Below are 23,712 nucleotides of genomic sequence, written 5' to 3' on the forward strand. Positions count from 1 at the left end.
CCGGTCGGCTGCGGGTGCGTGGCGGTCAGCTTATCAGAAAGCGATGCCCTGCAACAAGCTGCGACGCAGCGCGCCGCCCACCCGCGCTCGCGTATACTGGCGCCATGTCCGCCCTGCCCGAGCATCCCGACCCCCAGCACCGGACCGGCGGCGCGCCGCTGGTGCGCACCGTCGGCGACCGCCGCACCCTGGAATTCACCCCGGGCGACATCCAGAGCGAGATGCGGCTGTCGCGCCCGGACGCCCTGGTGCTGGCCTATGCCAGGGCCATGATGTGCTTCGCCCTGTTCGCGCCGCGTCCGCGCCACATCGTCATGGTCGGGCTGGGCGGCGGCTCGCTGGCCAAGTTCTGCTACCGCCGCTTTCCTGGCGCGCGCATCACCGTGCTGGAGCTGCGCGCCGACGTGATCGCCCTGCGCGAGACCTTCCACGTGCCGCCGGACGACGCCCGCCTGCGGGTGCTGCACACCGACGCCGCGCCCTGGCTGGCGGCCAACCCGGCCAGCGCCGACGTGCTGCTGGTCGACGGTTTCGACGCCGGCGGCCTGCCGCCGGCCCTGGCGAGCAGCGCCTTCTACCGCGACTGCCGGCGCGCCCTGCGCCCCGACGGCCTCATGGTTGCCAATATCTTCACTTACGATCCTGACTATGTATCCGCCCTGCAACGGCTGCGTACGGCCTTCGACGGCCGGGTGAGCTGGCTGCGCGGCGTCGCCGGCAACAACCAGATCCTGTTCGCGGTGCGCCCCGCCGCGCCCGGCGCGCCCCCCGGCCATGCAGAGCGCATGCTGGGGCGCCTGCTGCGGCCGCAGGGCTTCGGCTGGTCCTGGCCCAACCGCCTGCTGGCCCGCCTGGTGCTTGCCTGGCTGTCAATCCGCCCTGTTTGAGGGTCGCCACACGGGGTGGCCGAATTGTCCCGCGCACGACAATTCGTTTGCGGAAGCGGACACTTTTGTGACAAACTGGCGCGCACTAATGCCTGCTGGAAAGCTCATTTACCCTCGTTTATCAACCGGATCACGGACCTGGACCCAGACCTGCCTATGCCGCGCCGCCGCCTGCCCCTGTCGCTGACTCTCGCGGCGGCCCTCACGCTCGGGGGCGGCCTGGCTGCATCCGGCGCGCTGTTCCTGGGGGTGAGCCACCTCGAGTACGACAACATGGCGCTCGCCTTCGCCCAGCGCGCCGACGAGCGGGTGGCAGCGGTGCGCCAGGGCATGGACCAGGCGGTCGAGGTCCTGACCGTCACCAACCAGCTGTTCGCGCGCGGCGAGACGGTGTCACGCCAGCAGTTCGCCGACTTCACCTCGGCACTGCTCGACCGTCACCGCTTCATCCAGGCCTTCAACTACCACCGCGTGGTGGCGGGCGTGGACCGGGCCGCGGTCGAGGCCGAACTGCAGAAGATCCGCCCGGGCACCATCTTCACCGAGAAGCGCCCCGAAGGCCAGGTGCCGGCGCCGGTGCGCGGCCGCTACCACATCGTCGACTACCTGGAGCCGATGGCCGGCAACGAGCAGGCCTTCGGCCTGAACCTGACCCAGAACGCCGAGGTCATGGACGCCCTCGACATCGCGCGCGGCTCCGGCCGGGCGGCCGCCACCGGCCTGTTCGCCCTGGCCCAGGACGCCACGCCCCAGCCCAGCTTCGAATTCATCCTGCCGGTGCTGGACAAGGAGGGGGTGATGATCGGCGACACCGCCGTCGTCATCCGCGGCCACGAGCTGGTGCGCGCCTCGCTGGCCAGCGCCGGCCTGCTCGATTCGCACGACATCTTCGTCTCGGTCTACGCCGGCGAGCACGCCGACCGTCAGCGCCGCCTGCTGTCCACCGGCCCTACCGAGCAAGCCCTGGCCGAGCGCTCCAACGGCTGGTTCGGGTCGAATCACCCGGGCGTGCGCAGCACCGTGCTGCAGATCGGCGGCCGCCCCTGGCGCATCGACGTCGCCGCCGCCGAGCGTCCCTTCCTGGCCGACCACATGGCGTCCACCGCCCTGCTGGCCGGCGGCATCCTGATCACCCTGCTCGGCACCGCCTTCGTGCAGGCGTCCGGCCAGCGCGCGCGCAAGGTCCAGCAGCTGGTGCGCCAGCGCACCGCCGACCTGCGCCGCACCAACCGCCGCCTGATCGAGGACATGGCCGCGCGCGAGCGCGCCGAGCGCGCCCTGCAGCAGAGCGAGCAGCGCTTCCGCCAGCTGGTGTCGATGTCCTCGGACTGGTACTGGGAACAGGACGCCCAGCTGCGCTTCACCATGGTGACCGGCGCCTTCGCCGAGAAGACCGGGGTGGCGGTCGACGCGGTGCTGGGCAAGACGCGCTGGGAATTCGTGCCCCAGCTGCTCGAGACCGAGTCCGGACAGGCCCACATCGCCCAGATCAAGGCCCACGAGCCCTTCACCAACCTCGAATACCAGACCGTCGACGAGCACGGCGACACGCGCTGGTTCTGCGTCAACGGCCAGCCGGTATTCGACGAGAGCGGCCAGCTGACCGGCTACCGCGGCACCGGCAGCGACATCACCGAGCGCAAGCTGACCGAGCAGCGCGTCCACCACGTGGCCCAGCACGACGTGCTGACCGGCCTGCCCAACCGCTCCCTGCTCCAGGACCGCCTGGGCCAGGCCGTCGCCTACGCCAGCCGCAGCGGTTATCCGGTATGGGTGATGCTGATCGACCTGGACCGCTTCAAGTTCGTCAACGACAGCATGGGCCACAAGGCCGGCGACGTGCTCCTGATGACGGTGGCGGCGCGCCTGCGCTCCTCGCTGCGCGACACCGACACCGTGGCGCGCCTGTCGGGCGACGAATTCGTGGTGATCCTGTCCGAGCACGCCGAGGAGCCGCTGAGCCCCGAGATCGTGCAGCGGGTGATGGATTCGGTGGCCCAGCCGGTGATCCTCGGCACCAAGGAATTCTTCGTCACCTGCTCGATCGGGGTTGCGGTCTACCCGAGCGAAGGCACCGCAGCCGACAGCCTGATCGAGCACGCCGACATCGCGATGTACAGCGCCAAGAAGATGGGGCGCAACAACTTCCAGTTCTACACCCCGGCCATGAACGAGGAGTCGCTGGAGCGCGTGCGCATCGAGAGCGCCCTGCGCAACGCTTTGGAACGCAACGAATTCGTGCTGTATTACCAGCCCCAGGTCGACCTCAAGACCGGCCAGATCTGCGGCATGGAAGCCCTGATCCGCTGGAACCACCCGGAGCTGGGCATGGTCGCGCCGAACCGCTTCATCGGCGTGGCCGAGGAAACCGGCCTGATCGTGCCGATCGGGGCCTGGGTGATGCGCACCGCCTGCGCCCAGAACAAGGCCTGGCAGGATGCCGGCCTGGGCCGCCTGCGGGTGGCGGTCAACCTGTCGGCGCGCCAGTTCGGCGCCGCCGACCTGATCGCCAGCCTGGAGTCGGTGCTGAGCGACACCCGCCTGGAACCGGATTGCCTGGAGATCGAGCTGACGGAAAGCCTGTTCATGAGCGACGTGACGCCGGCGGTGGAGCTGCTGCACCGCATGAAGTCGCTGGGCGTGAATTTGTCGATCGACGACTTCGGCACCGGCTACTCGAGCCTGTCCTACCTGTCGCGCTTCCCGATCGACGTGCTCAAGATCGACCGCTCCTTCGTGGCCGACATCACCCACGACGCCAACGACGCGGCGATCGTCACCTCCATCATCGCCCTGGCCCACAACCTGAAACTGGCGGTGATCGCCGAGGGCGTGGAGACCGCGGAGCAACTTGCCTACCTGCGCAACCACGGCTGCGACGAGATGCAGGGCTATTTCTTCAGCAAGCCGCTGCCCGCGGCGGACTTCGAGCAGATGCTGCGCCAGGGCCGCTCACTGGCCCTGCCGGCGCCGGAAGACGAGCCGGTGGCGGCCTGAGGCCAAGGCTGGGAACGGGGCCAAGGCCCCGCCACGGCCTACCCCAAAAGAATGTTTAACTCTGGGTATTTATTTATGGCCAATACGTCATCAATGGCCGTACAATAACCGTGTCTCTTTAGCAATCTTGAGTACGGAGTAAACCCATGAGCAATGAAACGCGTGACTCGACCGCCACGATAGATGCGCCGGCGCGCCGTCAACGCACCGATATCCGCACCCGCGACCTGATCAACCAGGCGATCGCGTCGGTGCCGACCCTCGGCCTGCAGCGCGCAGCCGAATTCCTGGCGACGATGAACGTGCCGGCCGAAGTGGCCGTCCGGGTGCTGGTCTATCCACAGCGCCGCCGCGCCAACTGAGCCGGTCCGCCCTGCCGCGCAGGGCGAACCGGTTGAGTTGGCGCGCCTTCAGCGCCGGGTTTCGTGTTGGGCGATGTCGTCCAGGGATTCGCGTCCCTTGTCGGTGAGCGCGTAGCCGCCCTCGTCGCGCGCGACCACGTGCGACTTGATGCTGAGGAAGCGCAGCACGTCGCCGGCGACCTCGGCCTGCGGGTCCTCGGCGAGGGCGCGCATCGCCTGCACGCAGCGGCGCAGGAACAGCACCTGCTGGCCTTTCTCGGTCAGCGACACACGGCCGTCGCGGCCGTATTCGATCATCTTCAGGCCAGAGAGCCGCTTGGCGTTGCGGCCCACGCAGGCCGTCGCCAGGTCGCGCTTGCTGCCACGCTGCACCAGCTCCAGCGCGTCGTATTCGTCAGTCGTCAGCTTTTCGTTCTTCATTACCGCTCTTTATGGTCCAGGGCGCGACATGGTAACCGCCATGCCGCCCGGCGGCAACCGCCGGCGTGGCGCCTGCCTGTCGCGCGCGGGACCGAGGGTGCGCCCTCAGCGCATCGAGCGGATGGCGAACCAGCCCAGCCCGGCGCTGGCGGCCAGGCCGAGCGCCACCGCCAGCTGCATGCGGCGCGAACCGAGCAAGGGCCGCTGGCCCAGGTAAATCTTGTTGTACAAAGTCGAGCCCATCATCTCCTCCTGCAAAGGCTTTGGTCTTGTTCTCATTATAGAAATCGGAACATTGCAGCTGTGTGACAGCCAGCACACCCGGGTCTGCTGCAACAAAAAAGCAACACTTCCATCACGGCCTAGCGCGCGCCGGACCGCATGGTGGCCTGTTAGGATCGTACGACAGTGACAACTTTCACGGAGCACAGCATGAACGATCCGAACACCAAGTCCGACCCCACCAACGCGCGCCGCGGCGTGTTCGACGAGGCCGACATCGGCAGCGGCGAGAAGTCGCCGGGCCAGCATGAGACGGAAGAAATGATCCGTGAAATCCCACCCCTGCCGGCGAACAACCGGCAGGCCGACGAGCCGCCCCCGGGCACCACCGGCAGCACCAAGGGCAATGGCGTGAGCCGCGACGAGGGCAATCGCCAGGGCGGCTAAGCCGCCTATCCTGCCCGGATCGGCGGTTTGGGCAGGGTCGGTTCCTCGACCGGGGCATTGACCGGGTCGGGGACGTCGTCCGGCACCGGCACCTCGGGCGGCGGCTGGTTGGGATCCTTGGGCGCCTCGGGATCGGGCGCGATGTGCGCCGAGATGGCACTGAAGTCGCGCAGGGGATCCTGCGCCGTGAGCATGTTCATGGTTGGCCTCGCTGTGAAGTCGCGCGCCGCGAAGGCCGCGCACGAAGACGTTGGAAGGCAAGCCTGTTGCCTCTGATTGCTGGTCCATCAGCGGCGGACGAAGGACGGTCACGCCGCAGGAAGCGGCCGCGCGGGGCGGCCGCCGCCTCAGTGGTTCTGCTTCTGCTTGGCGCCGCCACCCGCCCCGGCGTCGGTCTTGGCCCGTTCGCGCGACATGTGGTCGTGGCTGCTCTTGTCCTTCACGCCGGCGCGCTCCTTGGCCAGCTGCTCCTCGGACTTGGCCGACTGCTCGTTCTGGTTGCCGGTCGATTTCGAATTGCTCATCATCTACCTCCTATGAAAACAGGGTCGTCGTGCGCAGCCTAGCATGGATGCGTTGGGCAGGTTTTCAATCGTGCGCCTGCGCTTTCCACCCCTGCCCGGCCTCGGCTATAGTGGCATCCCGACCTTTCTCCGGCTCAAACACCATGCGTCTGCTGCCCGCCGCCCTGCTCCTGTCCGCCCTGCTGTCCGCCTTCCACGCCCGCGCAGCCGGCCCGATGAAACTGGCCGACTACCTCGCCCTGGAGGGGCCGGCGCCGAGCGCGAAGATCGCCTACGGGGCCGCGCTTTCACAGTACGCCGAGCTGTTCCTGCCCCAGGGCACCGGCCCCTTCCCGGTCGCGGTGCTGGTGCATGGCGGCTGCTGGACCAGCAAGTTCGGCGGCATCGGCCAGCTGCGCAACATGGCCGGCGCGCTGGCGGCGCGCGGCATCGCGGTGTGGAACGTCGAATACCGCCGGGTCGACGAGGAAGGCGGCGGCTATCCCGGCATGTACCTCGACATGCACGCCGCCCTCGACGCCCTGCGCGCGCAGGCCGGGCGCCATCCGCTCGACCTGGCGCGCATCGTGGCGGTGGGCCATTCGGCCGGCGGCCAGCTGGTGCAGTGGATCGCCGGACGCGCGCGCATTCCGGCCACCAGCCCCCTGCACCACCCCCAGCCGCTGCCGGTGCGCGCCATCGTCAGCCTGGGCGGGCTGGCCGACCTGCGCGGCGAAGCGGCCCTGATCCAGAAAAGCTGCGGGCGCGACACCGTCCAACTGGCGGGCAGCCCGAGCGCGGCGCGGCCCGACGTGTTCGCCGACACCAACGCCGCCGAACTGCTGCCCAACGGCAGCCGCACCTGGCTGGTGACGGGGGAACTGGACACGATCTCGCCGCCGCGCGTGGCCCACGACTACGCGAGCAAGGCGCGCGCCGCCGGCGACGTTGCCGAGGTGGTGATCCTGCCCGGCGCCAGCCACTACGACGAGGTGGCCGCCACCTCCTTCGCCTGGCCGCGGGTGCTGCAGGTCATCGAGCAGGCCCTCGAACTGGCGCCGCCCAGGCCCTAGCGCGGCGCCAGCGGCGCTTCTATGGAATCCTGCGCCGCGCCAGCGGCGCCTCGAGCACGAGGTCGCTGCGCGCCAGCGCCACGCAGGGCAGGATCCAGCCCTCGCGCTTCTCGTCGAAGGACAAGCCGGGCCATTCGATCTGGTAGGCCACCTGCCCGCTCGCCAGGCGGCAGATGCAGGTGCGGCAGGTGCCGTTGCGGCAGGAGCTGGGCAGCTCCAGCCCGGCGCTCTCGGCCGCGCGCAGCAGGGTGGTGTCGGGGCCGGCCTCGAAGCGCTCGCCGCTCGGCTGCAGGGTGATGGTGTGCTGGGCGTCCATGGCCCATTGTATCGCCGCCGGGCAATCCGCTCGCAAGGAGGATGAGTTCGCTGACGCACAGACCCGGTGCATGCCCCCCACTACGCTGGTAACTCCAGAAGAAATAGTGGGTAATCAAATGAAACGAAAACAAGCAGCCCTCCTGAGCGCCGCCCTGCTGGGCGCCCTTCCCTTCGCCGCGCTAGGCCAGCAGGCCGTGCTGCAGCCGGCAGCGGCGCCGCAAGCCGCCACAACCGCCACAACCGCCGCGGCCCCGCCGGCCCAGTCCCCGTCCCGGAACGCGGCGCCGAACGCCGCCAACCCGGCAGCCGCCAAGCAAGCCGAATTCGAACGCAACCTGCGCGCCCAGGTCCTGCTCGACCGCGCGCACTTCTCGCCGGGCGAGATCGACGGCGCCTACGGCTCCAACATGCGCAATGCCCTGAGCAGCTTCCAGGCCGCGCGCCAGCTGCCCGTCACCGGCAAGCTGGACGAGGCCACCTGGAACGCCCTGAATGCCGACAATACGCCCACCCTGCTCACCTACACCCTGGTCGAGGCCGACGTCGCCGGTCCCTTCCGTCCGGTCCCCGAGGACATGATGGCCAAGGCCTCGCTGCCCGCGCTCGGCTACGCCAGCGCGGCCGAGGGCCTGGGCGAGAAGTTCCACGCCAGCCCGGCCCTGATCGAACGCCTCAACCCGGGCAAGAGCCTGAGCCGCGTCGGCGAGCAGATCGTGGTGCCGAACGTCGTCGGCAAGAATCCGCTGCCCAAGGCCGCCAGGGTCGTGGTGCGGGACGAGGCCAAGATCCTCCAGCTCTACGACGCCGAGGGCCGCCTGCTGGCCCAGTATCCGGCCTCGACCGGCAGCGAGCACGACCCGCTGCCGATCGGCACCTGGAAGATCGAGGGCGTGCACCCGAATCCGACCTACCACTACAACCCCAAGCTGTTCTGGGACGCCGAGCCGGGCGACAAGAAGGCGAAGATCGCGCCCGGGCCGAACAACCCGGTGGGCGTGGCCTGGATCGACCTGTCCAAGCCGCACTACGGCATCCACGGCACCCCGGTGCCCGGCCACGTCGGCAAGACCGAGTCGCACGGCTGCATCCGCCTGACCAACTGGAGCGCCGCCGAGGTGGCGAACCTGGTCGGTGCGGGCACGGAGGTGGTGCTGCAAAACTAAGGCAAAGAACAAGATGACGGAGGACGCGATGAAGTGGCTGATGACCTTGCTGTTCGGCGCGCTGGTGGGCGCCGGGATTTTGTGGGTGATCCTCGACGAGCGGGCGCAGTCCGCGCCAGCCAACGCGGCGGCGCCGCCGCCCGAGGCCACGCCGGCCCCGGCGAGCGCCACGCCCGCGTCCGCGCCCGAAGGCGGCGCCGCGCCGGCCGCCCCGGCCGCCGGGGCGCAGCCGCAAGGCGCGCCCGCGGGCGCCGCGCCGGTGGTGCAGACCGACCTGAGCGAAGCCGAGCTGCCCTTGCGTCCCCAGGCCGGCGACCTGTCCGCCGCCATCGCCACGCCCGGCGCCGCCTCGAGCCCGCCCGCCGGGCTGCTGGTGCCGGTGCAGGGCGTGAAGGCGGCCCAGCTGACCGACACCTTCGACCAGCCGCGCGGCAACCAGCGCCACCACGAAGCCCTCGACATCATGGCGCCCAAGGGCACGCCGGTGCTGGCGGCCGCCGACGGCAAGGTGGTCAAGCTATTCCAGAGCAAGCCCGGCGGCCTGACCGTCTACCAGTTCGACCCGGGCGAACGCTACGCCTATTACTACGCCCATCTGGACCGCTACGCCGACGGCCTGCGCGAAGGCATGCAGCTCAAGCGCGGCGAACTGCTGGGCTACGTCGGCGTCACCGGCAACTCGGACCCGAACGCGCCCCACCTGCATTTCGCCGTGGTTGAGCTCACGCCCGAGAAGCAATGGTGGAAAGGCACCCCGCTCAATCCGTTTCCGCTGCTGAGGGACTAGCCGCGACGTCCTCCTCCTCTTCCTGGGCGTCCTCCTGCGCCTGCTCGCGCGGCGGCTCGTCGACGTCGGCGCCGACGTTGATGGCCGCGTAGGCGCGCTGCACCGCGATCGCTTCGCGCCCGCCCTTGCCATACAGTTCCTCGCTCGACGCGATCATCTTGGCGCGCGCATCCGCGTAGTTGGTGCTGGAGGTGAACTTGGTGGTGTTGGCGTGGAACCAGATGCGGAAGGCCTTGTCGAGGCCGATGCCGCTCATCGCCGCCGGCTGCTTCACCAGGAATTTGCTGTAGGCCTCGCTCTCCTTGTCGGCCTGCGAGCCCTTGGCCAGGAAGTAGAACATGCGGTTGTTGGGGCCGCTGCTGTAATGGACGTCCAGGCGCTTGAGGCCGGTGCTCCATGCGTCATGGCTGTTGCCGTCCTTGCTGGGCTTGATCATCCAGCGCAGCGGCGTGCCGTTGCGGCTGATCTCGCGTCCCAGCTGCCAGTCGTTGCCCTCCTCCGGAATCGCCTCGCCCTTGCCGCCGGCGCGCGCATAGGCCTCGACCACTTCGCCGGCGATGTCGGAGGCCGATTCGTTCAGGCCACCCGATTCGCCCGAATACACCAGGTTGGAGGTGGCGGCCGTCACGCCGTGCCCCATCTCGTGGCCGATCACGTCGATCGAGCCCAGGCTGGTGAAATAGGTGCCGTCGCCGATGAACATGCAGCGGCAGGCGTCGCTGTAGTAGGCATTGTCGTAGCCGCGGTTGACGTGGGCCGCGATGTAGGTGGCGGTGTCGTGGCCGTCGAGCGAGCGCCAGCCCAGCACGTTCTTGAGGGCGTCGTAGGTGTTCATCAGGCCCCACATCGCGTTCACGGCGGCGGTCTGGCCGTTCGGCCCGGTGGTGCTGCCGCCCTCGACGAACTGCTTGCCGTCGCCCCAGGTGTTGCTGCTGTTGGTGTACACCTGGCCGGCGCGGCTGGTGTTGTTGGCGTTGGTGATCGCCATCGCGCCGAAGGTCCCGCCCTTGCCGCGCTCGGGGTCGAGCATCTGGTAGCTGCCGTTGGCGAAGGTGGTGCTGAGCGGGACCTCGCCGTTGTACTGGCTCTTGCCCACGCCGGCCACGGTCTGCAGCATGCTCCACTGGTCGATCAGCGCGCCGTCGTGGGCGCTGAGCACCGTGTCGTGGAACAGCGGCTGCTCGCCCAGCTGCATGCGGGTGCGCACCAGGTAGGCCAGCTCGTAGCGATCGACCACTTCCTGCACGTCCAGGGCGTTCAGTTCGGACTCGTTCTTGTTCTGGGCGCTGGCCACCCGCTCCTCGCGCATCACGGGGTAGATCAGGAGTTCGGCGCGCGGCGGCACCACATGCTTCGCACCCGGCACCAGCAGGTTCACTGCCGCCGCGATCGCCTGGCGCGCCGTGAGGCGCGGCTTGACGGCGAAGCTGGCGGTGTGCGCCCCCAGCTTGTTGGCGGCGCCCCGGCCCAGGTGCAGGCGGCGCGGCGAGGCGGATTCGGACACCACCTGCTTGCGCGCGTCCAGCACCACCACCGAGTCCGAACCGAAGATGCGCAAGCCCCTGTAGGTATGGGCCGCGCGCAGCACCTGGGTGCCCTGGACGCCCGGGTGCAGGGCGCTGACGCGGTAGTGATGGTCCGCGTCCAGGCCCTGGGCGGTGCGCGCCGCCGCCAGCTGGCCCAGCACCGAGGCGCGCGCCCTGGCGTCCAGGGTCTGGGGCGGACTCATCATGGGCGCCGCCAGCGCGCAAGCGCCCGGCAGTGCGAGAAGAACGGCAGCCGCCAGGGCAGCGGCGCGAAGGGTCGAAAGCGGCGTCGTGTGCGAAGTCATCTCGTCTCCATCCGGTTAGTCCGGGCCTGCTGGCGGCGCCGGTCATCGACCAGTGTGGACGAGCTTACAAAGGGGAATTTGCTACAGCACAAGACACATGCGGGCGCGTCCAGCGCGCCCGCAAGGGTCGGGCGCGCGTGTCACGCGCCCGGTAAGGAAGCTCGTGGCCGTCAGCGATAAGGGTCGCGGCGGTTCAGCAGATACCAGGCGGCGCCCACCACGGCGCCGGCGATGGCAGCCTTCTTCACCAGTCCCGCCGGGTTGTGTTTCCACTCCGACTTGATGCCCATCTCGGCGAAGATGTTCGGCACATGGCCGCGTGCCAGGTCCTCGACCACCCCTTCGACCACGTTGACCCGGTCGGCCAGCAGCAGGAGCAGCCAGTGGCGCAGGTCGTTCTCGGTCGACTTGAAGGCGACGCGGCGGATGGCGCCCGACACCCCGGACGGCGGCTGCGCCGTGCCGAAGATCGGCGTGATGCCGGGACGCTCCGGCGAGACCAGCACCTCGACCCTCTCGGGCTGCTGCGTCACCGGGCCCTCCTTGGCGTCGGTGAAGCGCGGCGGGGTGCGCTCCATCGGCACCCCGGGACGGTTCTTGCGGTCGAGGTCCGCGCCCCAGCCCTGGATGTGCTTCAACTCCTCGGGCGAAGGGCGGCGCGGCACGAGATGGCCCTGGGACGGATGGGTGTGCACGTGGCCATGTTCCTCGTGTGCCTGCCCCGGCTGATGGTGGTGCTCGGCGATCTGATTACGCGTTTCCATGTTCCCTCCTCAGTGCAGTGCGCTGGCCGACACCGCACGCACCTGGTCGGCGTTGGGCGGAATCAGGACGGTCTTGATACAGTTGTCGAGTTTGCTCGAAAAGATGTGGTAAGCGTCGGCGACGTCTTCCAGCGGGACCTTGTGGGTGATGATCTCCTTCGGATTCAGGCGCCCTTCACGGATGTGTTCGATCAGGCGCGGCAGGTGGCGCTTGACGCTGGCCTGGTTCATGCGCAGGGTCAGGCCCTTGTTCAGGGCGTTGCCGATCGGGACCGCGTTGAAGGTCGGGCCGTAGACGCCGACGATCGACACGTTGCCGCCCTTGCGCACCGAGTTAATGCACCAATGTAAGACCGTGGCGGCGCCGGCCTGGCTCTTCATGAGACGCCCGGTCAAGGTCTGGGCGATGCTGCCGGCGGCGTCGCCGCCCACCGCGTCGATGCAGACGTCGGCGCCCATCCAGTCAGTCATCTTCTTGATGTGCAGGGCCATGTCGTCGACCTCGCGGAAGTTCACCACCTCGCACTGGGCGTAGCGCTGAACGAACTCGAGCCGGTACTCGACCTCGTCGACCACGATCACGCGCCCGGCGCCCATCAGCCAGGCCGACTTGGCGGCGAAGATGCCGACCGGGCCGGCGCCGAACACCACCACGGTGTCGCCCTGGGCGATGTCGCCCATCTCGGCCGCCTGGTAGCCGGTCGGCAGCGCGTCGGTGAGCAGCACGGCGTCGTCGTCGTGGATGTCGTCCGGGATCACCATCGGGCCGACGTCGGCCATCGGCACCCGCACCAGTTCGGCCTGGCCGCCGTCGTAGCCGCCGGCGGTGTGCGAGTAGCCGTAGATGCCGCCGACCGCCGTGGCCTGCGGATTTGTGTTGTGGCAATTGCCGTACAACTCGTGCTGGCAGAAGTAGCAGGAACCGCAGAACAGGTTGAAGGGCACAAGCACCCTGTCCCCGACCTTCAGTTTCTCGACCGCCGGGCCGACTTCGTGCACCACGCCGATGAACTCGTGTCCGAAGGTATGGCCGACCCGGGTGTCGGGCACCATGCCGTGGTAGAGGTGCAGGTCAGAACCGCAGATGCAGGAGCGGATGACGCGCACGATGGCGTCGCCCGGGTGCTCGATGACGGGTTCAGGCTTCTGGGCGGCGCGGACGCGGTAGGGGCCGCGGTAGTTCATTGCCAGCATAGATCCTCCTCATGGGGTGTAGGCAGCCTGTCGACGACGGGCCGATGTGCCAACCACCATATGTCAAAACACCAAGGAAGACGATACGCGCACGGAAACGAACAGGCGTTTTCTGCCAAATTTAACGCAATTAGTGGATGATAAGTTCGCGTTAGGAAATTTTAGCGACAATTCCCTTCACAGGCGGCGCGCCTCGAAGGTATTGCAGGCCGCGACCTCGCCGCTCTCCAGCCCGCGCTGGAACCAGCGCACCCGCTGCTCCGAGCTGCCATGGGTGAAGGAGTCCGGCACCACCACGCCGCGCGCCTGCTTCTGCAGGGCGTCGTCGCCGATCGCGGTGGCCGCGGCCAGGGCGGCCTCGACGTCGCCGCGCTCGATGATCTGCTCGCGCTGGTTGGTGCGCTTGGCCCAGACCCCGGCGAAGCAGTCGGCCTGCAGTTCCAGGCGCACCGAGAGCGCGTTGCCCTCGACTTCGGAGACGCGCTGCTGGGCCGCGTGCACCTTCTCCGACAGGCCGAGCAGGTTCTGCACGTGGTGGCCGACCTCGTGCGCGATGACATAGGCCTGGGCAAATTCGCCCGAGACATTGAAGCGCTGCTGCATCAGGCGGAAGAAGCTGAGGTCGATGTAGACCTTGCCGTCGGCCAGGCAATAGAAGGGGCCGGTGGCGCTCTGGCCGGTGCCGCAGGCGGTCGGGGTCCGGCCCTCGAACAGCACCAGGCGCGCCGGGGTGTACTGCGCGCCCTGCTCCTGGAAGATGGTGGCCCAGGCGTCCTCGGTATAGGCCAGGGTGGTGCGCACGAAGCGGGTCTCGCGGTCGTCGGCGGGCGCGCTGCGGGCCGGGGGCTGCTGCTGCACCGCCACCGGGGCGCCGCCCGACAGGAGGCTCAGGATGGTGCCGGGGTCGACCCCGAAGATGGCGCCGCCGATCAGGGCCAGCACCAGGGTGCCGATCCCGATCGAGCGCCCGCCGAAGCCGCCGAATCCGCCGAATCCGCCACCGCCGCGGCGGTCTTCCACGTTATCGCTCTCCCGGTCGCCTTCCCAACGCATGCTGCCTCCTTCGTGCCGGCCCGGTCACCTCCCGTGCCGCTTCAAGTTTCCCGTATCCGCGCGTTCGCGCGCATCCTTGGTGCGGAATTCCTCCGGCGTCGCCAGTCCGGCGCGCGCCTCGTCGTGCAGGCTGCGCTCGTGGCGCTCGCGTTCGATCTCGCGCGCGATGCGCCCCAGCGGCGCCCCTTGTTCTTCCCTGCTGGCCATGTTCTCTCTCCCTGTCGTCGGGCTCGTACGCTCGAGTCTGCCGCACTGCGCACACCGGAACCGTACGGGTCTTCACATAGTGAATGATATTCCCATGAGCACGCCGCTGTCTCCACAGTCTGCATTAAGTGGGCTGGCGCACGGTCGGCGGACGAGCGCCATGCCACGCTGTGGGAATGAACCCCTCCCAAGCCAACGCCCTGCTCGCCCTCGGCAATAGTCTGCGCGAAGCAGGCTACCGTTTCATGACCGTGACGCCGTCCACCCACCGGCGCATCAACTGCCGCCCGGGCAACGAGCGCGCAAACGATCTGCGCGGGGTGTTCGGCTGGAGCCGCCCCTTCGCCCCCGATCTGCTGCCCGGGGCGATGCTGGACCTGATGCGGGAAGCCGGCGTGCTGGAAAGCGTGGACGGGGGCCTGCTCAAGGCCGGGCTGCGGGTCTCCAGCCTGGGAGGCCTGCTGTTCTTCCATTCGGCCTGGCCCACCCGCGAGGACGACGCGGTGTTCTTCGGGCCCGACACCTACCGCTTCGTGGGGACGATGGAGCGCGCCTTCGCCTGGCTGGGCTCGGGGCCGACAAGGGCGCTGGAGATCGGCTGCGGCGCGGCGCCGGCGGCGATCACCATCGCCGACCGCTTTCCGCACGCCGAAGTGATCGCGGCCGACATCAATCCGCGCGCCCTCGACCTGTCGGTGGTGAACGCACGGCTGGCGATGCTGGACAATTTCGCGGCCTGCCGCAGCGACCTGTTCGACGGCCTGCACGGCGACTTCGACCTGATCGTCGCCAACCCGCCCTACATCCTCGACCAGGACGAGCGGCCCTACCGCCACGGCGGCGGCGAGCGCGGCGCGGAGATCTCGCGCAGGATCGTGGAGGAAGGCCTGGCGCGCCTGCGCCCCGGCGGCAGCCTGATGCTCTACACAGGAGTGGCGATCAGCGGGCCGGACGACCACTTCCTGGAAAGCGTGCGGCCGACCCTGGAACGTGTCTGCGGGCACTGGAGCTACGACGAACTCGACCCGGACATCTTTGGCGGCCAGCTCGGCGAGCCCGGCTACGAAGACGTGGAGCGGCTGGCGGCCGTGTGGCTGCACGCCGTGAAGCGGTAAGGCCTGCGCGCCTTGCGGCGCGCCGGACTCAGAAGGACTTGCTCCAGCTGACCGCCAGGGTGCGGCCGCGGCCGGCGTAGGTGGCGGTCGAGTCGGTGGCGGAGGCCGACTGCGAGTAGTAGCCGACGTACTGCTTGTCGAACAGGTTCTCCACGCTCACGCCCACGCGGCCATACGGGGTCTCCCAGGTGGTCGCCGCATCGACCAGGGTATAGCCCTTGAAATGCTCTTCCAGGTTGCTGGTGCCCACGCGGCGGCCGATGTTGATGTCGCGGTCGCGCAGGTGGATGGCCTGCAGGCGCATCTGGGCCTTGGGCAGGAAGCTCCAGTTGGCGCCCAGCACCGCCTTGTCCGGGCCCTGGGAGCGCGCGCCCAGGTCGAGGTCGAGCGGCGCGCCCTGGGTCGCCGCGGTCTTGCCGTCGGTGGTGGCATAGGTGCCGAACAGCGACAAGCCTTTCACCGGACGCCACTCGGCGTTCGCTTCCCAGCCCTTGACCGTGGTCGGCACGCGCTCGACCAGGCCGATGCCGGCCGCGTTGATACGGATCACGCTGCCCAGCTTGGAGCGCGAGTCGTAGCGCGAGATGCCGAACTGGCCCTGGGCGCCGCGCCAGTTGATGCCGACTTCCTTGTTGCGGGTGACGATGGGCTGCAGGCTGATCAGGCTGGCCACCGACTGGTTGGGCACGCTCACGCCGCGCAGCACCAGGCCGGCGTCGGGCAGGCCGAAACCTTCCGAGACCGCGGCGAAGGCCGACCACTGGGGCGCGAAGCGCCACACCGCGCCCAGGTTCTTGACCGACTTCGAGAACTCGGCCTGGCCGCCCTGCACCCGGCGGCTGCCATAGGCGGCCAGCGTGGTGTAGGTGTCGACCTCGAGCTTGGCGTCCTCGTAGCGCAGGCCGCCACGCACCGTGACCGGGCCGATTTCGTATTCGAGCTGGGCGAAGGGCGCGAGCGAACGGAACTTGAGTTCCGGGACCCAGATCCGGTTGGTGCCGGCCAGGCGCTGCTGGGTATGGTCGCGCAGCCAGTCCAGGCCGGTGGTCAGTTCCAGGCCTTCGACGAACAGGTCCGGACGCACATAGGTGATGCGTGAGCCGAACTTGTCCGCCACCACCTCGGACTGGTCGTACAGGGTGCCCAGCGGGGCGATATTGCGGTCCTGGAAGGTGGAGGTGTTGGTGGCGCCGTAGAGCGACTCGAAATCGTGGCTGAACAGCTGGACCGTGAGCGCCCCGCCCCACAGATCGTTGTGGCGGTAGTCCAGGCTGCCGCTGCGCACGCGGTTACGCGGGGTCATGCCCACCGGCGTGCCGGGCGTCGAGCTGGTCGGGATGCCGAGGGCGACATTGCCGGGCTCGTTGCGGTAGTCGCCGTCGCCGCTCAGGTCGAAGCGGTTGACGCTCAGCTGCAGGCGCTGGGCGCCGAAGGTCTTGCCGATCTTCACGAACAGATCGTTGCCGTGCGAATCCAGGGTGTCGCCCTGGACGTTGTCGATGCCCAGGCGGCGGCCGTTGCCGTCGTAGCCCATGCCGCGCCGCTGCACGCTGCCGTAGGCCAGCAGGTCGAAGGCCTCCGACTTGTGGCTGACGGTCAGGCCGGTCTTCCAGTCCAGGTTATCCGAGCGGAACTGGGTGGCGAAGCGGGTGTTGACCGTGTAGCTGGTGCCATTGGCGCGCGGGGTCTTGGTGATGTAGTTGATGATGCCGCCGGTCGCGCCCAGGCCCTGCATGGCCGAGGCGCCGTTGATGACCTCGATGCGCTCGATGATGGCGCTGTCGGCGAAATAACCTTCGCGCATGCCGGCGCGCAGCGGATTCGATTGCGGAATGCCGTCCAGCAGGATCAGCGGCTGGCGGCCGCGCAGCGATTCGCCGGTCGAGGTCATCTTCTGGCGGCTGGGGGCGTAGCCCGGGATATAAGTAGAGAGCGCCTGCGAAGGGTCGTCGGCGATCAGGTACTGGGTCGACAGTTCCTGCTGGGTGATCACCGACACGGCGCCCGGAATCCGGTCGACCGCCTTGGCGGTGCGGGTGGCCGTCACGATGACGGAAGCCATGTCGGCATCCAGCTCCTGCGCGTTGGCCTGCTCCCCTGCCGTCTGGGTTTGCTGGGCGTAGGCGCCATGCGCGGCCATCAGGGCGCAGGCGGTGGCGACGGCGAGGCGGACCGGTTTCAAGGAACTCATTGCTAATCCTGACTTTCGAGATAGAAATTTTTTATGCGGTGCAGATGATAATGATTCTCATGTCACTACGCAAGGAGTATAGGAATCATTCTCATTTGCGTTTATCATGCAGGTCATGAAAACGCTCATCCGCACCATCCATCTCTGGGCCGGCCTGATCTTCGGCAGCATCCTGGTCCTGCAAGGCCTGACCGGCAGCCTGCTGGCCTGGCACCACGAGCTGGATGCGGGCCTGAATCCCGGCCTGCTGCGGACCGCGCCCCCGGCCGGGATGGCGGCGGGTGCGCCCTTCCACGCGGAGCCGCGGCTGGCGGCGGCGGTGCTGGAAAGCCTGGTGCGCGACCCCGACTACGGCCGTCCCGACACCCTGTTCTTCCCCGAGACCGCCGGCGAGGTCTTCGTCGCCTGGTACCGCCCGGCCAAGCCGGCCTCGAGCTGGGAACAGGGAGTGACGCGCCAGGTGATGGTCGACCCGGCCAGCCTGCGCGTGCTGGGCGAGCGCAATTACGGCGAATTCGGCCTCTCGCGTCCGCTCCTGATGCCGACCGTCTTCCACCTGCACCGCTACCTGATCGCGGGCGAGACGGGCAAGCTGGTGATCGCGGTCCAGGGCGTGGCCCTGTTCCTGCTCACCTTGACCGGGATCGTGGTGTGGTGGCCGAAGCTCACGCCCGCCGCCTTCTGGCATGCGATCACGGTGCGCCGTGGCGGCAACCTGACCAAGTTCAGCTTCCAGTTGCACCGCGCGGCCGGCTTCTGGACCGCGATCCCGCTGCTGGTGCTGTCGGTGACCGGGGTCTACTTCAACAAACCGGACTGGGTCAAGCCGGTAATCAATGCGGTCTCCCCGCTGAGCGCGAGCGGCAAAGTGGCCAACGCCAGCCCTCAGGGCGCTCCGCGCATCGGCCTCGACGCCGCCGTGGCGGCGGCCCAGGCCCGCGTTCCGCAGGGGCGCGTGTCGCGCGTGGGCATTCCGGCCAAGCCCGAGCTGCCTTTCGAGGTGAGGCTGCGCCAGCCGGGCGAGCTGCGCCAGGGTCCGGGCGCGACCCGGGTCAGCATCGACGCCGGCAGCGGCGCCGTGCTGCGCGTGATCGATCCCCTGGCCGCGCGCGGCGGCGACTGGCTGGTCAGCACCGCCTTCCCGGTGCACAGCGGCGAAGCCTTCGGCCTGGCCGGCCGCGTGCTGGTCTGCCTGCTGGGCCTCGCGCCGCTCGGCTTCTTCGTCACCGGTCTGGTGGTCTACTTCAAGCTGCGCCGCAAGCCCGCCACGCGCAAGGCCAGGCCAAAGGCCGACGCCCCCTTGCGCCCCGCGCCGGCCCCCGTGCCCGCTGACTGAACCCGCGTCCCGCGCAAGGGGTAGCGCAGGTTCTCATGATTTAACACAGTGTCCCAGACGCGGCGCGGCGCGCGGTGTCACGCTCTGGCTGGCGCTGTCTCAGCCTGCGCCAGCCTCCAGGCGTGCGAGGATTTCCTCGATACTGGTGCGGCCTTGCCCGAAATGCGCGCCATTCAGGAAGCTCATCGGCACCACGCGCACGTCGCGCGCCTCGGCTTCGTCCCTGAATAAGCTGCCGTCGATCGCCACCGTGCGGATGCGCGGGTTGAGCGCGGCCATCGCATTGAGCATCTGGACCACGTCCGCGCAGTTATGGCAGTCGAAGGAAATATAGGTCTCGAACAGGAAGTCGCCTTCGAGATCGCGGATGCGTTGCGCCAGCGCAGGCTCGATCCGCGGCGGACGGCCGCCGGCCTGCAGCAGCGCCAGCACCAGCGACGTGAACTGGCTGCCTTGCGGGGCCAGGGCGAAGCGCACCGCGCCGGCGGCGCCCGCGCCCTGCACCGCGAACGAGGGCGTGGGCGGGTCCGGCGCCTCCTCCAGGCTGACCCGCGCGCCGAGTCCCGCCACCGCGTCGAGCAGGCTGCGCATCGTGCGCGCCGCCACCGAGTCGTCGAGGGAGGCGAGCAGCCGCACCGGGTGGGCAAGCTGGTCGAGGTGGCCGCGCAGTTGCGCGGCGAGGGCCGGGTCGAGCATGCTTTGTCCTTGAGGGCGCAGTATGAGGAAGTCCATTGTAGACCGGTAGCGGCGGCCACGCCGGCGAGGGGCGCCAGGCCGGGGGCGAAAAATAAATGCGGAAATGGTGTAACGGGACGGCGGCGGCGCCGACTTAACGCTACCCACCACTCGTACAGGAGCATGTCATGAACAAGATCCTCGCAGCCGCCGCCCTGCTGTCCCTCGGCGGCGCCGTCCAGGCCCAGTCGCCCGCCAGTCCCGGCCCTGCCGACCTGGTCGACGCCCTCAACGGCGCCTTCGGCAGCCACGCCGGCAAGCGCGCCTCGCACGCCAAGGGGTTGTGCGTGCGCGGCGAATTCACCCCGGCCGCCCGCGTCGGCGACTTCGTCGACAGCCCGCTGTTCAGGCGCGGCGCGGTGCCGATCAACGCCCGCTTCTCGATCGGCGGCGGCAATCCCAAGGCTCCGGACAAGAGCCGCTCGGTGCGCGGCCTGGCCCTGCGCATGGAGGGTGGCGGCGAGACCTACGACCTGCTCCTGGTCTCCGAACCGGCCTTCTTCGCGGCCACCCCGGCCTCCTTCGTCAGCTTCCTGCAGGCGCGGGTGCCCGATCCGGCCACCGGCAAACCCGATTCCGCGAAGATCGCCGCCCACAACGCCGCCCACCCGGACGGTGCGCGCCAGCCGGCGCTGCTGGCCGCCCATGCGGCGCCGGCGTCCTACGCGACCACGCCCTACTTCTCCAACAATGCCTTCGTATTCGAAAGCCGCGACAAGATGCGCCGGCACGCGCGCCTGGTGGCCGAGCCGCAGGCCGGCACCCGCTACCTCGGCGCCGACGAGGAAAAAGCCCTTCCCGAGCTGTTCCTGGAGGACGAGCTGGGCCAGCGCCTCGCGGGCGGCGCGGTCGGCTTCACGCTCTACGCGCAGTTGCCGGCAGCCGGCGACTCCCTGGTCGATCCGAGCACCGTGTGGCAGGGCGCGGGCAAGGTCGAACTGGGCCAGCTGCGCATCACCGCCAGGTCCGCGCCGGAGCAATGCGAGGGCATCGTCTATATGCCGGTCGCCCTCCCGAGCGGCATCACGCCCTCGGACGATCCGATCCTGCAGGCGCGAGCGGCCGCCTACGCGGTCTCGCTCTCGCGGCGCAGCCAATGAGCATGCGCGCCGGCGACGCCGGAGCCGACCTGTGGCAAGAGCTCGCCGCCGAGCGTCCCTTCCTGCTGCGTCTCGCACGCCTGCAGCTAGCCTCGCAGGCCGACGCCGAGGACGCGGTCCAGGAAACCCTGGCCGCCGCCGCCGCTGGCCAGCAGGGCTACCAGGGCCGCTCCAGGCTGCGCAGCTGGCTCACCGGCATCCTGCGCCACAAGATCGTCGACGCCATCCGCAGCCGGCGCGTGCGCCTGCCGCGCTGCGAGCCGGCCGCCGCCGGGGCCCATGAGGAGTTCGACCGCCTGTTCACGGCCGACGACGCCTGGCATCCGGACACCTTCGTCGACCACGTCTGCGGCGCCAGCGCCGCGGCCCAGCGCCAGCTGCTCGACATCGTCGAACTGTGCATGCGCCGCCTGCCCGAGGACACCGCGCGCCTGTTCCTGATGCGCGAATACCTCGGCATGGAACTGAAAGAAATCGAAGAGCGCTGCGCGCTCACCAACGCCAACCTGCGCGTCGTGCTCTATCGTGCGCGCATGCGCCTGCGCGAATGCGCGGTGCGCAGCTGGGGAGAAGATTGATGGACCATCCGCCCGCACCACTCACCTGCCGCGACACCACTTACCTGGTGTGCGGCGCGCGCGACGCGGCGCTCAGCCCGCAGCAGGAGCGCCAGCTCGCCGCCCACCTGGCGGGCTGCCCTTCCTGTCAGGTCGCCTCGCGCCAGTTCGCCCGGCTGTTCGGCCAGCTCGACACACTGCTGGCGCGCGACGAAGATGCCGATATTTAATTAGGACTCTTGACTAAAAACGCCGAGAGCGTATGATCTGCACATGCTCAGGCGCACCCTCAGCTTAGCCGCCTGAAACATATCCTCACGCGTGAACGCGAGCCCGGCTCACGCGATTTTTTGAACCATAATATTTAGGACTCCTATTTCAAGAGTCCGCAGGCCACAAGGAGAATCACATGAAACGCCTCGCCACCGCCCTCGCCGCCGCCGTTCTCGCGTCAAGCTTCGCCACATCCGCCCTGGCCCACAAGGGCCACGCCGGCGGCATTCAGAGCGCACCGTCCAAGGCCGTGAAAGCCGACTTCGACATCGTCCACACCAAGATCACGACGGAAGACAACAATGCGATCTTCCATATCGCGGTCTCGGGCAAGGCCGGCAAGTCGACGCCGTCGAAAGTCGGCAAGCTGGCCGGCAGCAGCGTGTTCTCCTATGTATGGCCGACCACCATGGACCCGTCGGTCGTGGGCTTCGACAAGGGCGCCGGCATCCTGGCCTTCGCCGTGACCTCGCATCCCGACTTCGACGACACCCCGCTGTACGACGAGAACGGCGACGGCGACCGGAAGAACGACGGCGACCTGTGGCACTCGCACTGGGTTGTCCTGACGCCGGACGAGGCTTGCGGCAAGGGTGCATTGAAGGTGGTCGACATCCCCGAAGGCGCCAAGCCGAAGCTGCCCAAGACCTGGCCCGGCCTGCCGCTCTTGATCGACAGCCCGGCCTGGAGCCCCGTGTTCAAGGGCGACACGCTGGAAGTGCGCGTGCCCTTCGACGACATCGGCGTGGTCAAGGCCGCGAGCTTCGACGGCGTCAGCGCGGCCCTGCGCGTCAATGCCAGCGTCCACAGCCCGCTGCTGTGCGTGGTCGACGTGTTCAAGGTCGCCTCCGGCAAGCTGAACCTGCCGGGCAAGGTCGACCAGTAAACCCCTGCCCGGCCTCGGCGGCCGCTTACAGGCTTTCCAGCGCCAGCGCGATGCCCTGGCCGCCGCCGATGCACAGGGTCACCACCCCGCGCCGCGCCAGGCCGCGCCGCATCGCATGCAGCAGGCGCACCGTGAGGATGGCGCCGGTCGCGCCGATCGGATGGCCGTGCGCCACCGCCCCGCCCTCGACGTTGACCACGTCTTCCGCCAGCGACAGCTTGCGCGCCACCGCCAGCGGCACCGCCGCGAAGGCTTCGTTGATCTCGTAGCGGTCGACCTCGGCCAGGTTCCAGCCGGCCCGCTCCATCAGCTTTCTCACCGCCGGCACCGGGCCCAGGCCGAACATGCCCGGCTCGACCGCCGCCACGCTGGAAGCCACCAGGCGCGCCAGCGGCTGCAGCCCGAGACGCTCGGCCGCGCCGCGCTCGGCGACGATGACGGCGGCCGCGCCGCTGTTCAGGCCAGGCGCATTGCCGGCGGTGATGCTGCCGTCAGGACGGAAGGCAGGCTTCAGGCGCGCCAGCGCCTCCTGGGTGGTGTCGGGGCGGTTGGCCTCGTCGCGCGCGAACACCTCCACGCCCTTGCGGCCACGTACCTCGACCGGCGCGATCTCGCCCTCGAAGGCGCCCTCGGCCTGGGCCTGGGAGAAGCGCGCCTGCGAGCGCGCGGCCCAGCGGTCCTGGTCTTCGCGGCTGATCGCCAGCTCGCGCACCATGTCTTCGGTATGCCAGCCCGAGTGCTGGGACGAGAAGGCGTCGTTCAGGCCGTCGTACAGCAGGCTGTCGTAGATCTGGGCATGGCCCATGCGCGCGCCCCAGCGCGCCGAGGGCTGCAGGTAGGGCGCCAGGTCCATGTTCTCCATGCCGCCGGCCAGCACCAGCTGCGACTCGCCGGCCAGGATCTCGTGGGCGGCCGAGGCGATCGCCTGGGCGCCCGAGCCGCACACCCGGTTCAGGGTCATGGCCGGCACCGCCACCGGCAGGCCGCCCCCGATCCCGGCCTGGCGTGCAGGGTTCATGCGGTTGCCGGCCTGGACCACGTTGCCCATCAGGACCGAGTCGATCCGGGCCGGATCGATGTCGGCGCGCGCGATCGCGGCCCGCACCGCGACCGCCCCCAGCTCGGTGGCGGGGACACTCTTGAGGGAACCGTTGAAGGCACCGATGGCGGTACGCACCGGGGCGCACAGGACGACGTCACGCGTAGACATATTGACTCCTCAGGTTGGGCCGCTCCGCCGAATGCGAAGAGGCAGGAATTTGAGAGTATATACACTTACCTGAAGCAGCGT

The 23,712-nt window shown here is 69.0% G+C and carries 26 protein-coding genes; 13 read left to right on the forward strand and 13 right to left on the reverse strand.

Annotation, left to right across the window (positions count from 1 at the left end; translation table 11 throughout):
* The first annotated feature begins 104 nt into the window (after window positions 1-104).
* The 3 genes from B0920_RS09035 (at window position 105) to B0920_RS09045 (ending at window position 4,246) form a co-directional block, all read left to right on the forward strand.
* Window positions 105-887 carry a transferase spermidine synthase gene (locus B0920_RS09035; protein WP_078032180.1) on the forward strand — a complete coding sequence of 261 codons (783 nt, stop codon included), beginning with the start codon at window positions 105-107 and terminating at the stop codon, window positions 885-887.
* Between the two features lie 156 nt (window positions 888-1,043).
* Window positions 1,044-3,884 (forward strand): EAL domain-containing protein, encoded by a 2,841-nt coding sequence (locus B0920_RS09040; protein WP_078032181.1) that lies wholly within the window; start codon window positions 1,044-1,046, stop codon window positions 3,882-3,884.
* Between the two features lie 146 nt (window positions 3,885-4,030).
* Window positions 4,031-4,246, forward strand: a complete 216-nt coding sequence (locus tag B0920_RS09045) for a hypothetical protein (RefSeq protein WP_078032182.1) — start codon at window positions 4,031-4,033, stop codon at window positions 4,244-4,246.
* A 48-nt stretch (window positions 4,247-4,294) separates the two neighbouring features.
* Here B0920_RS09045 and B0920_RS09050 read toward each other — a convergent pair whose 3' ends face one another.
* Window positions 4,295-4,666, reverse strand: coding sequence for a hypothetical protein (locus B0920_RS09050; RefSeq protein ID WP_078032183.1), 372 nt, complete (start codon window positions 4,664-4,666; stop codon window positions 4,295-4,297).
* A gap of 105 nt (window positions 4,667-4,771) precedes the next feature.
* Window positions 4,772-4,909: a hypothetical protein gene (locus B0920_RS25935; protein WP_179119052.1), complete on the reverse strand. Its 138-nt coding sequence runs from the start codon at window positions 4,907-4,909 to the stop codon at window positions 4,772-4,774.
* 189 nt (window positions 4,910-5,098) lie between these two features.
* On the opposite strand from B0920_RS25935, the gene B0920_RS09055 reads away from it, so the two are divergent.
* Window positions 5,099-5,335, forward strand: a complete 237-nt coding sequence (locus B0920_RS09055) for a hypothetical protein (RefSeq protein WP_078032184.1) — start codon at window positions 5,099-5,101, stop codon at window positions 5,333-5,335.
* 5 nt (window positions 5,336-5,340) lie between these two features.
* Here the strand turns inward: B0920_RS09055 and B0920_RS09060 are convergent, their stop codons facing one another.
* A complete protein-coding gene (locus B0920_RS09060) occupies window positions 5,341-5,535 on the reverse strand; it encodes a hypothetical protein (RefSeq protein ID WP_078032185.1) in 195 nt (64 codons plus the stop codon).
* 147 nt (window positions 5,536-5,682) lie between these two features.
* Window positions 5,683-5,859: a hypothetical protein gene (locus B0920_RS25940; RefSeq protein WP_179119126.1), complete on the reverse strand. Its 177-nt coding sequence runs from the start codon at window positions 5,857-5,859 to the stop codon at window positions 5,683-5,685.
* A 143-nt stretch (window positions 5,860-6,002) separates the two neighbouring features.
* Here B0920_RS25940 and B0920_RS09065 point away from each other — a divergent pair, with 143 nt between their 5' ends.
* A complete protein-coding gene (locus B0920_RS09065; protein WP_078032186.1) occupies window positions 6,003-6,911 on the forward strand; it encodes an alpha/beta hydrolase in 909 nt (302 codons plus the stop codon).
* Window positions 6,912-6,930: 19 nt separating this feature from the next.
* Here the strand turns inward: B0920_RS09065 and B0920_RS09070 are convergent, their stop codons facing one another.
* On the reverse strand, window positions 6,931-7,227 hold the full coding sequence (locus B0920_RS09070; RefSeq protein WP_078032187.1) for a 2Fe-2S iron-sulfur cluster-binding protein: 297 nt from the start codon (window positions 7,225-7,227) through the stop codon (window positions 6,931-6,933).
* 118 nt (window positions 7,228-7,345) lie between these two features.
* Here B0920_RS09070 and B0920_RS09075 point away from each other — a divergent pair, with 118 nt between their 5' ends.
* Complete coding sequence (locus B0920_RS09075) at window positions 7,346-8,392, forward strand: L,D-transpeptidase (RefSeq protein ID WP_078032188.1); 1,047 nt, start codon at window positions 7,346-7,348, stop codon at window positions 8,390-8,392.
* Between the two features lie 28 nt (window positions 8,393-8,420).
* On the forward strand, window positions 8,421-9,179 hold the full coding sequence (locus tag B0920_RS09080) for a M23 family metallopeptidase (RefSeq protein WP_078033354.1): 759 nt from the start codon (window positions 8,421-8,423) through the stop codon (window positions 9,177-9,179).
* Here B0920_RS09080 and B0920_RS09085 read toward each other — a convergent pair.
* From B0920_RS09085 to B0920_RS09105, 5 genes are all read right to left on the reverse strand, one after another.
* Window positions 9,151-11,010, reverse strand: a complete 1,860-nt coding sequence (locus B0920_RS09085) for a M4 family metallopeptidase (protein WP_078032189.1) — start codon at window positions 11,008-11,010, stop codon at window positions 9,151-9,153. The two genes, B0920_RS09080 and B0920_RS09085, sit on opposite strands and share 29 nt — an antisense overlap.
* Before the next feature lie 170 nt (window positions 11,011-11,180).
* Window positions 11,181-11,774: a hypothetical protein gene (locus B0920_RS09090; RefSeq protein WP_078032190.1), complete on the reverse strand. Its 594-nt coding sequence runs from the start codon at window positions 11,772-11,774 to the stop codon at window positions 11,181-11,183.
* A 9-nt stretch (window positions 11,775-11,783) separates the two neighbouring features.
* Window positions 11,784-12,968 (reverse strand): zinc-dependent alcohol dehydrogenase, encoded by a 1,185-nt coding sequence (locus B0920_RS09095; protein WP_078032191.1) that lies wholly within the window; start codon window positions 12,966-12,968, stop codon window positions 11,784-11,786.
* 177 nt (window positions 12,969-13,145) lie between these two features.
* A complete protein-coding gene (locus B0920_RS09100) occupies window positions 13,146-14,021 on the reverse strand; it encodes a neutral zinc metallopeptidase (RefSeq protein ID WP_078032192.1) in 876 nt (291 codons plus the stop codon).
* A gap of 24 nt (window positions 14,022-14,045) precedes the next feature.
* Window positions 14,046-14,228 carry a hypothetical protein gene (locus tag B0920_RS09105; RefSeq protein ID WP_078032193.1) on the reverse strand — a complete coding sequence of 61 codons (183 nt, stop codon included), beginning with the start codon at window positions 14,226-14,228 and terminating at the stop codon, window positions 14,046-14,048.
* 176 nt (window positions 14,229-14,404) lie between these two features.
* Here B0920_RS09105 and B0920_RS09110 point away from each other — a divergent pair, with 176 nt between their 5' ends.
* The gene (locus B0920_RS09110) at window positions 14,405-15,343 is read left to right on the forward strand and encodes a class I SAM-dependent methyltransferase (RefSeq protein ID WP_078032194.1); all 939 of its coding nucleotides are present in this window, start codon (window positions 14,405-14,407) and stop codon (window positions 15,341-15,343) included.
* A gap of 28 nt (window positions 15,344-15,371) precedes the next feature.
* Here the strand turns inward: B0920_RS09110 and B0920_RS09115 are convergent, their stop codons facing one another.
* Window positions 15,372-17,534, reverse strand: coding sequence for a TonB-dependent receptor (locus B0920_RS09115; RefSeq protein ID WP_229455312.1), 2,163 nt, complete (start codon window positions 17,532-17,534; stop codon window positions 15,372-15,374).
* A 115-nt stretch (window positions 17,535-17,649) separates the two neighbouring features.
* Here B0920_RS09115 and B0920_RS09120 point away from each other — a divergent pair, with 115 nt between their 5' ends.
* Complete coding sequence (locus tag B0920_RS09120) at window positions 17,650-18,870, forward strand: PepSY domain-containing protein (RefSeq protein ID WP_179119127.1); 1,221 nt, start codon at window positions 17,650-17,652, stop codon at window positions 18,868-18,870.
* A gap of 99 nt (window positions 18,871-18,969) precedes the next feature.
* On the opposite strand, the gene B0920_RS09125 is transcribed toward B0920_RS09120, so the two are convergent.
* Window positions 18,970-19,566 carry a hypothetical protein gene (locus B0920_RS09125; protein ID WP_078032197.1) on the reverse strand — a complete coding sequence of 199 codons (597 nt, stop codon included), beginning with the start codon at window positions 19,564-19,566 and terminating at the stop codon, window positions 18,970-18,972.
* 167 nt (window positions 19,567-19,733) lie between these two features.
* Between B0920_RS09125 and B0920_RS09130 the strand changes: the two genes are divergently transcribed.
* The 4 genes from B0920_RS09130 to B0920_RS09145 all read left to right on the forward strand — a co-directional run bounded on the left by B0920_RS09130 (window position 19,734) and on the right by B0920_RS09145 (window position 22,421).
* Complete coding sequence (locus B0920_RS09130) at window positions 19,734-20,705, forward strand: catalase (RefSeq protein ID WP_078032198.1); 972 nt, start codon at window positions 19,734-19,736, stop codon at window positions 20,703-20,705.
* Window positions 20,702-21,283, forward strand: a complete 582-nt coding sequence (locus tag B0920_RS09135; RefSeq protein ID WP_229455315.1) for a sigma-70 family RNA polymerase sigma factor — start codon at window positions 20,702-20,704, stop codon at window positions 21,281-21,283. Before B0920_RS09130 ends, B0920_RS09135 begins: the two co-directional genes overlap by 4 nt.
* On the forward strand, window positions 21,283-21,492 hold the full coding sequence (locus B0920_RS09140) for a zf-HC2 domain-containing protein (RefSeq protein WP_078032200.1): 210 nt from the start codon (window positions 21,283-21,285) through the stop codon (window positions 21,490-21,492). The genes B0920_RS09135 and B0920_RS09140 overlap by 1 nt, the downstream gene beginning before the upstream one ends.
* Before the next feature lie 179 nt (window positions 21,493-21,671).
* Window positions 21,672-22,421, forward strand: a complete 750-nt coding sequence (locus B0920_RS09145) for a hypothetical protein (protein ID WP_078032201.1) — start codon at window positions 21,672-21,674, stop codon at window positions 22,419-22,421.
* Between the two features lie 25 nt (window positions 22,422-22,446).
* Here B0920_RS09145 and B0920_RS09150 read toward each other — a convergent pair whose 3' ends face one another.
* Window positions 22,447-23,631, reverse strand: a complete 1,185-nt coding sequence (locus B0920_RS09150; protein ID WP_078032202.1) for a thiolase family protein — start codon at window positions 23,629-23,631, stop codon at window positions 22,447-22,449.
* Window positions 23,632-23,712: the final 81 nt, after the last annotated feature.

The sequence above is a fragment of the Massilia sp. KIM genome, assembly GCF_002007115.1.
Lineage (GTDB): Bacteria > Pseudomonadota > Gammaproteobacteria > Burkholderiales > Burkholderiaceae_D > Telluria.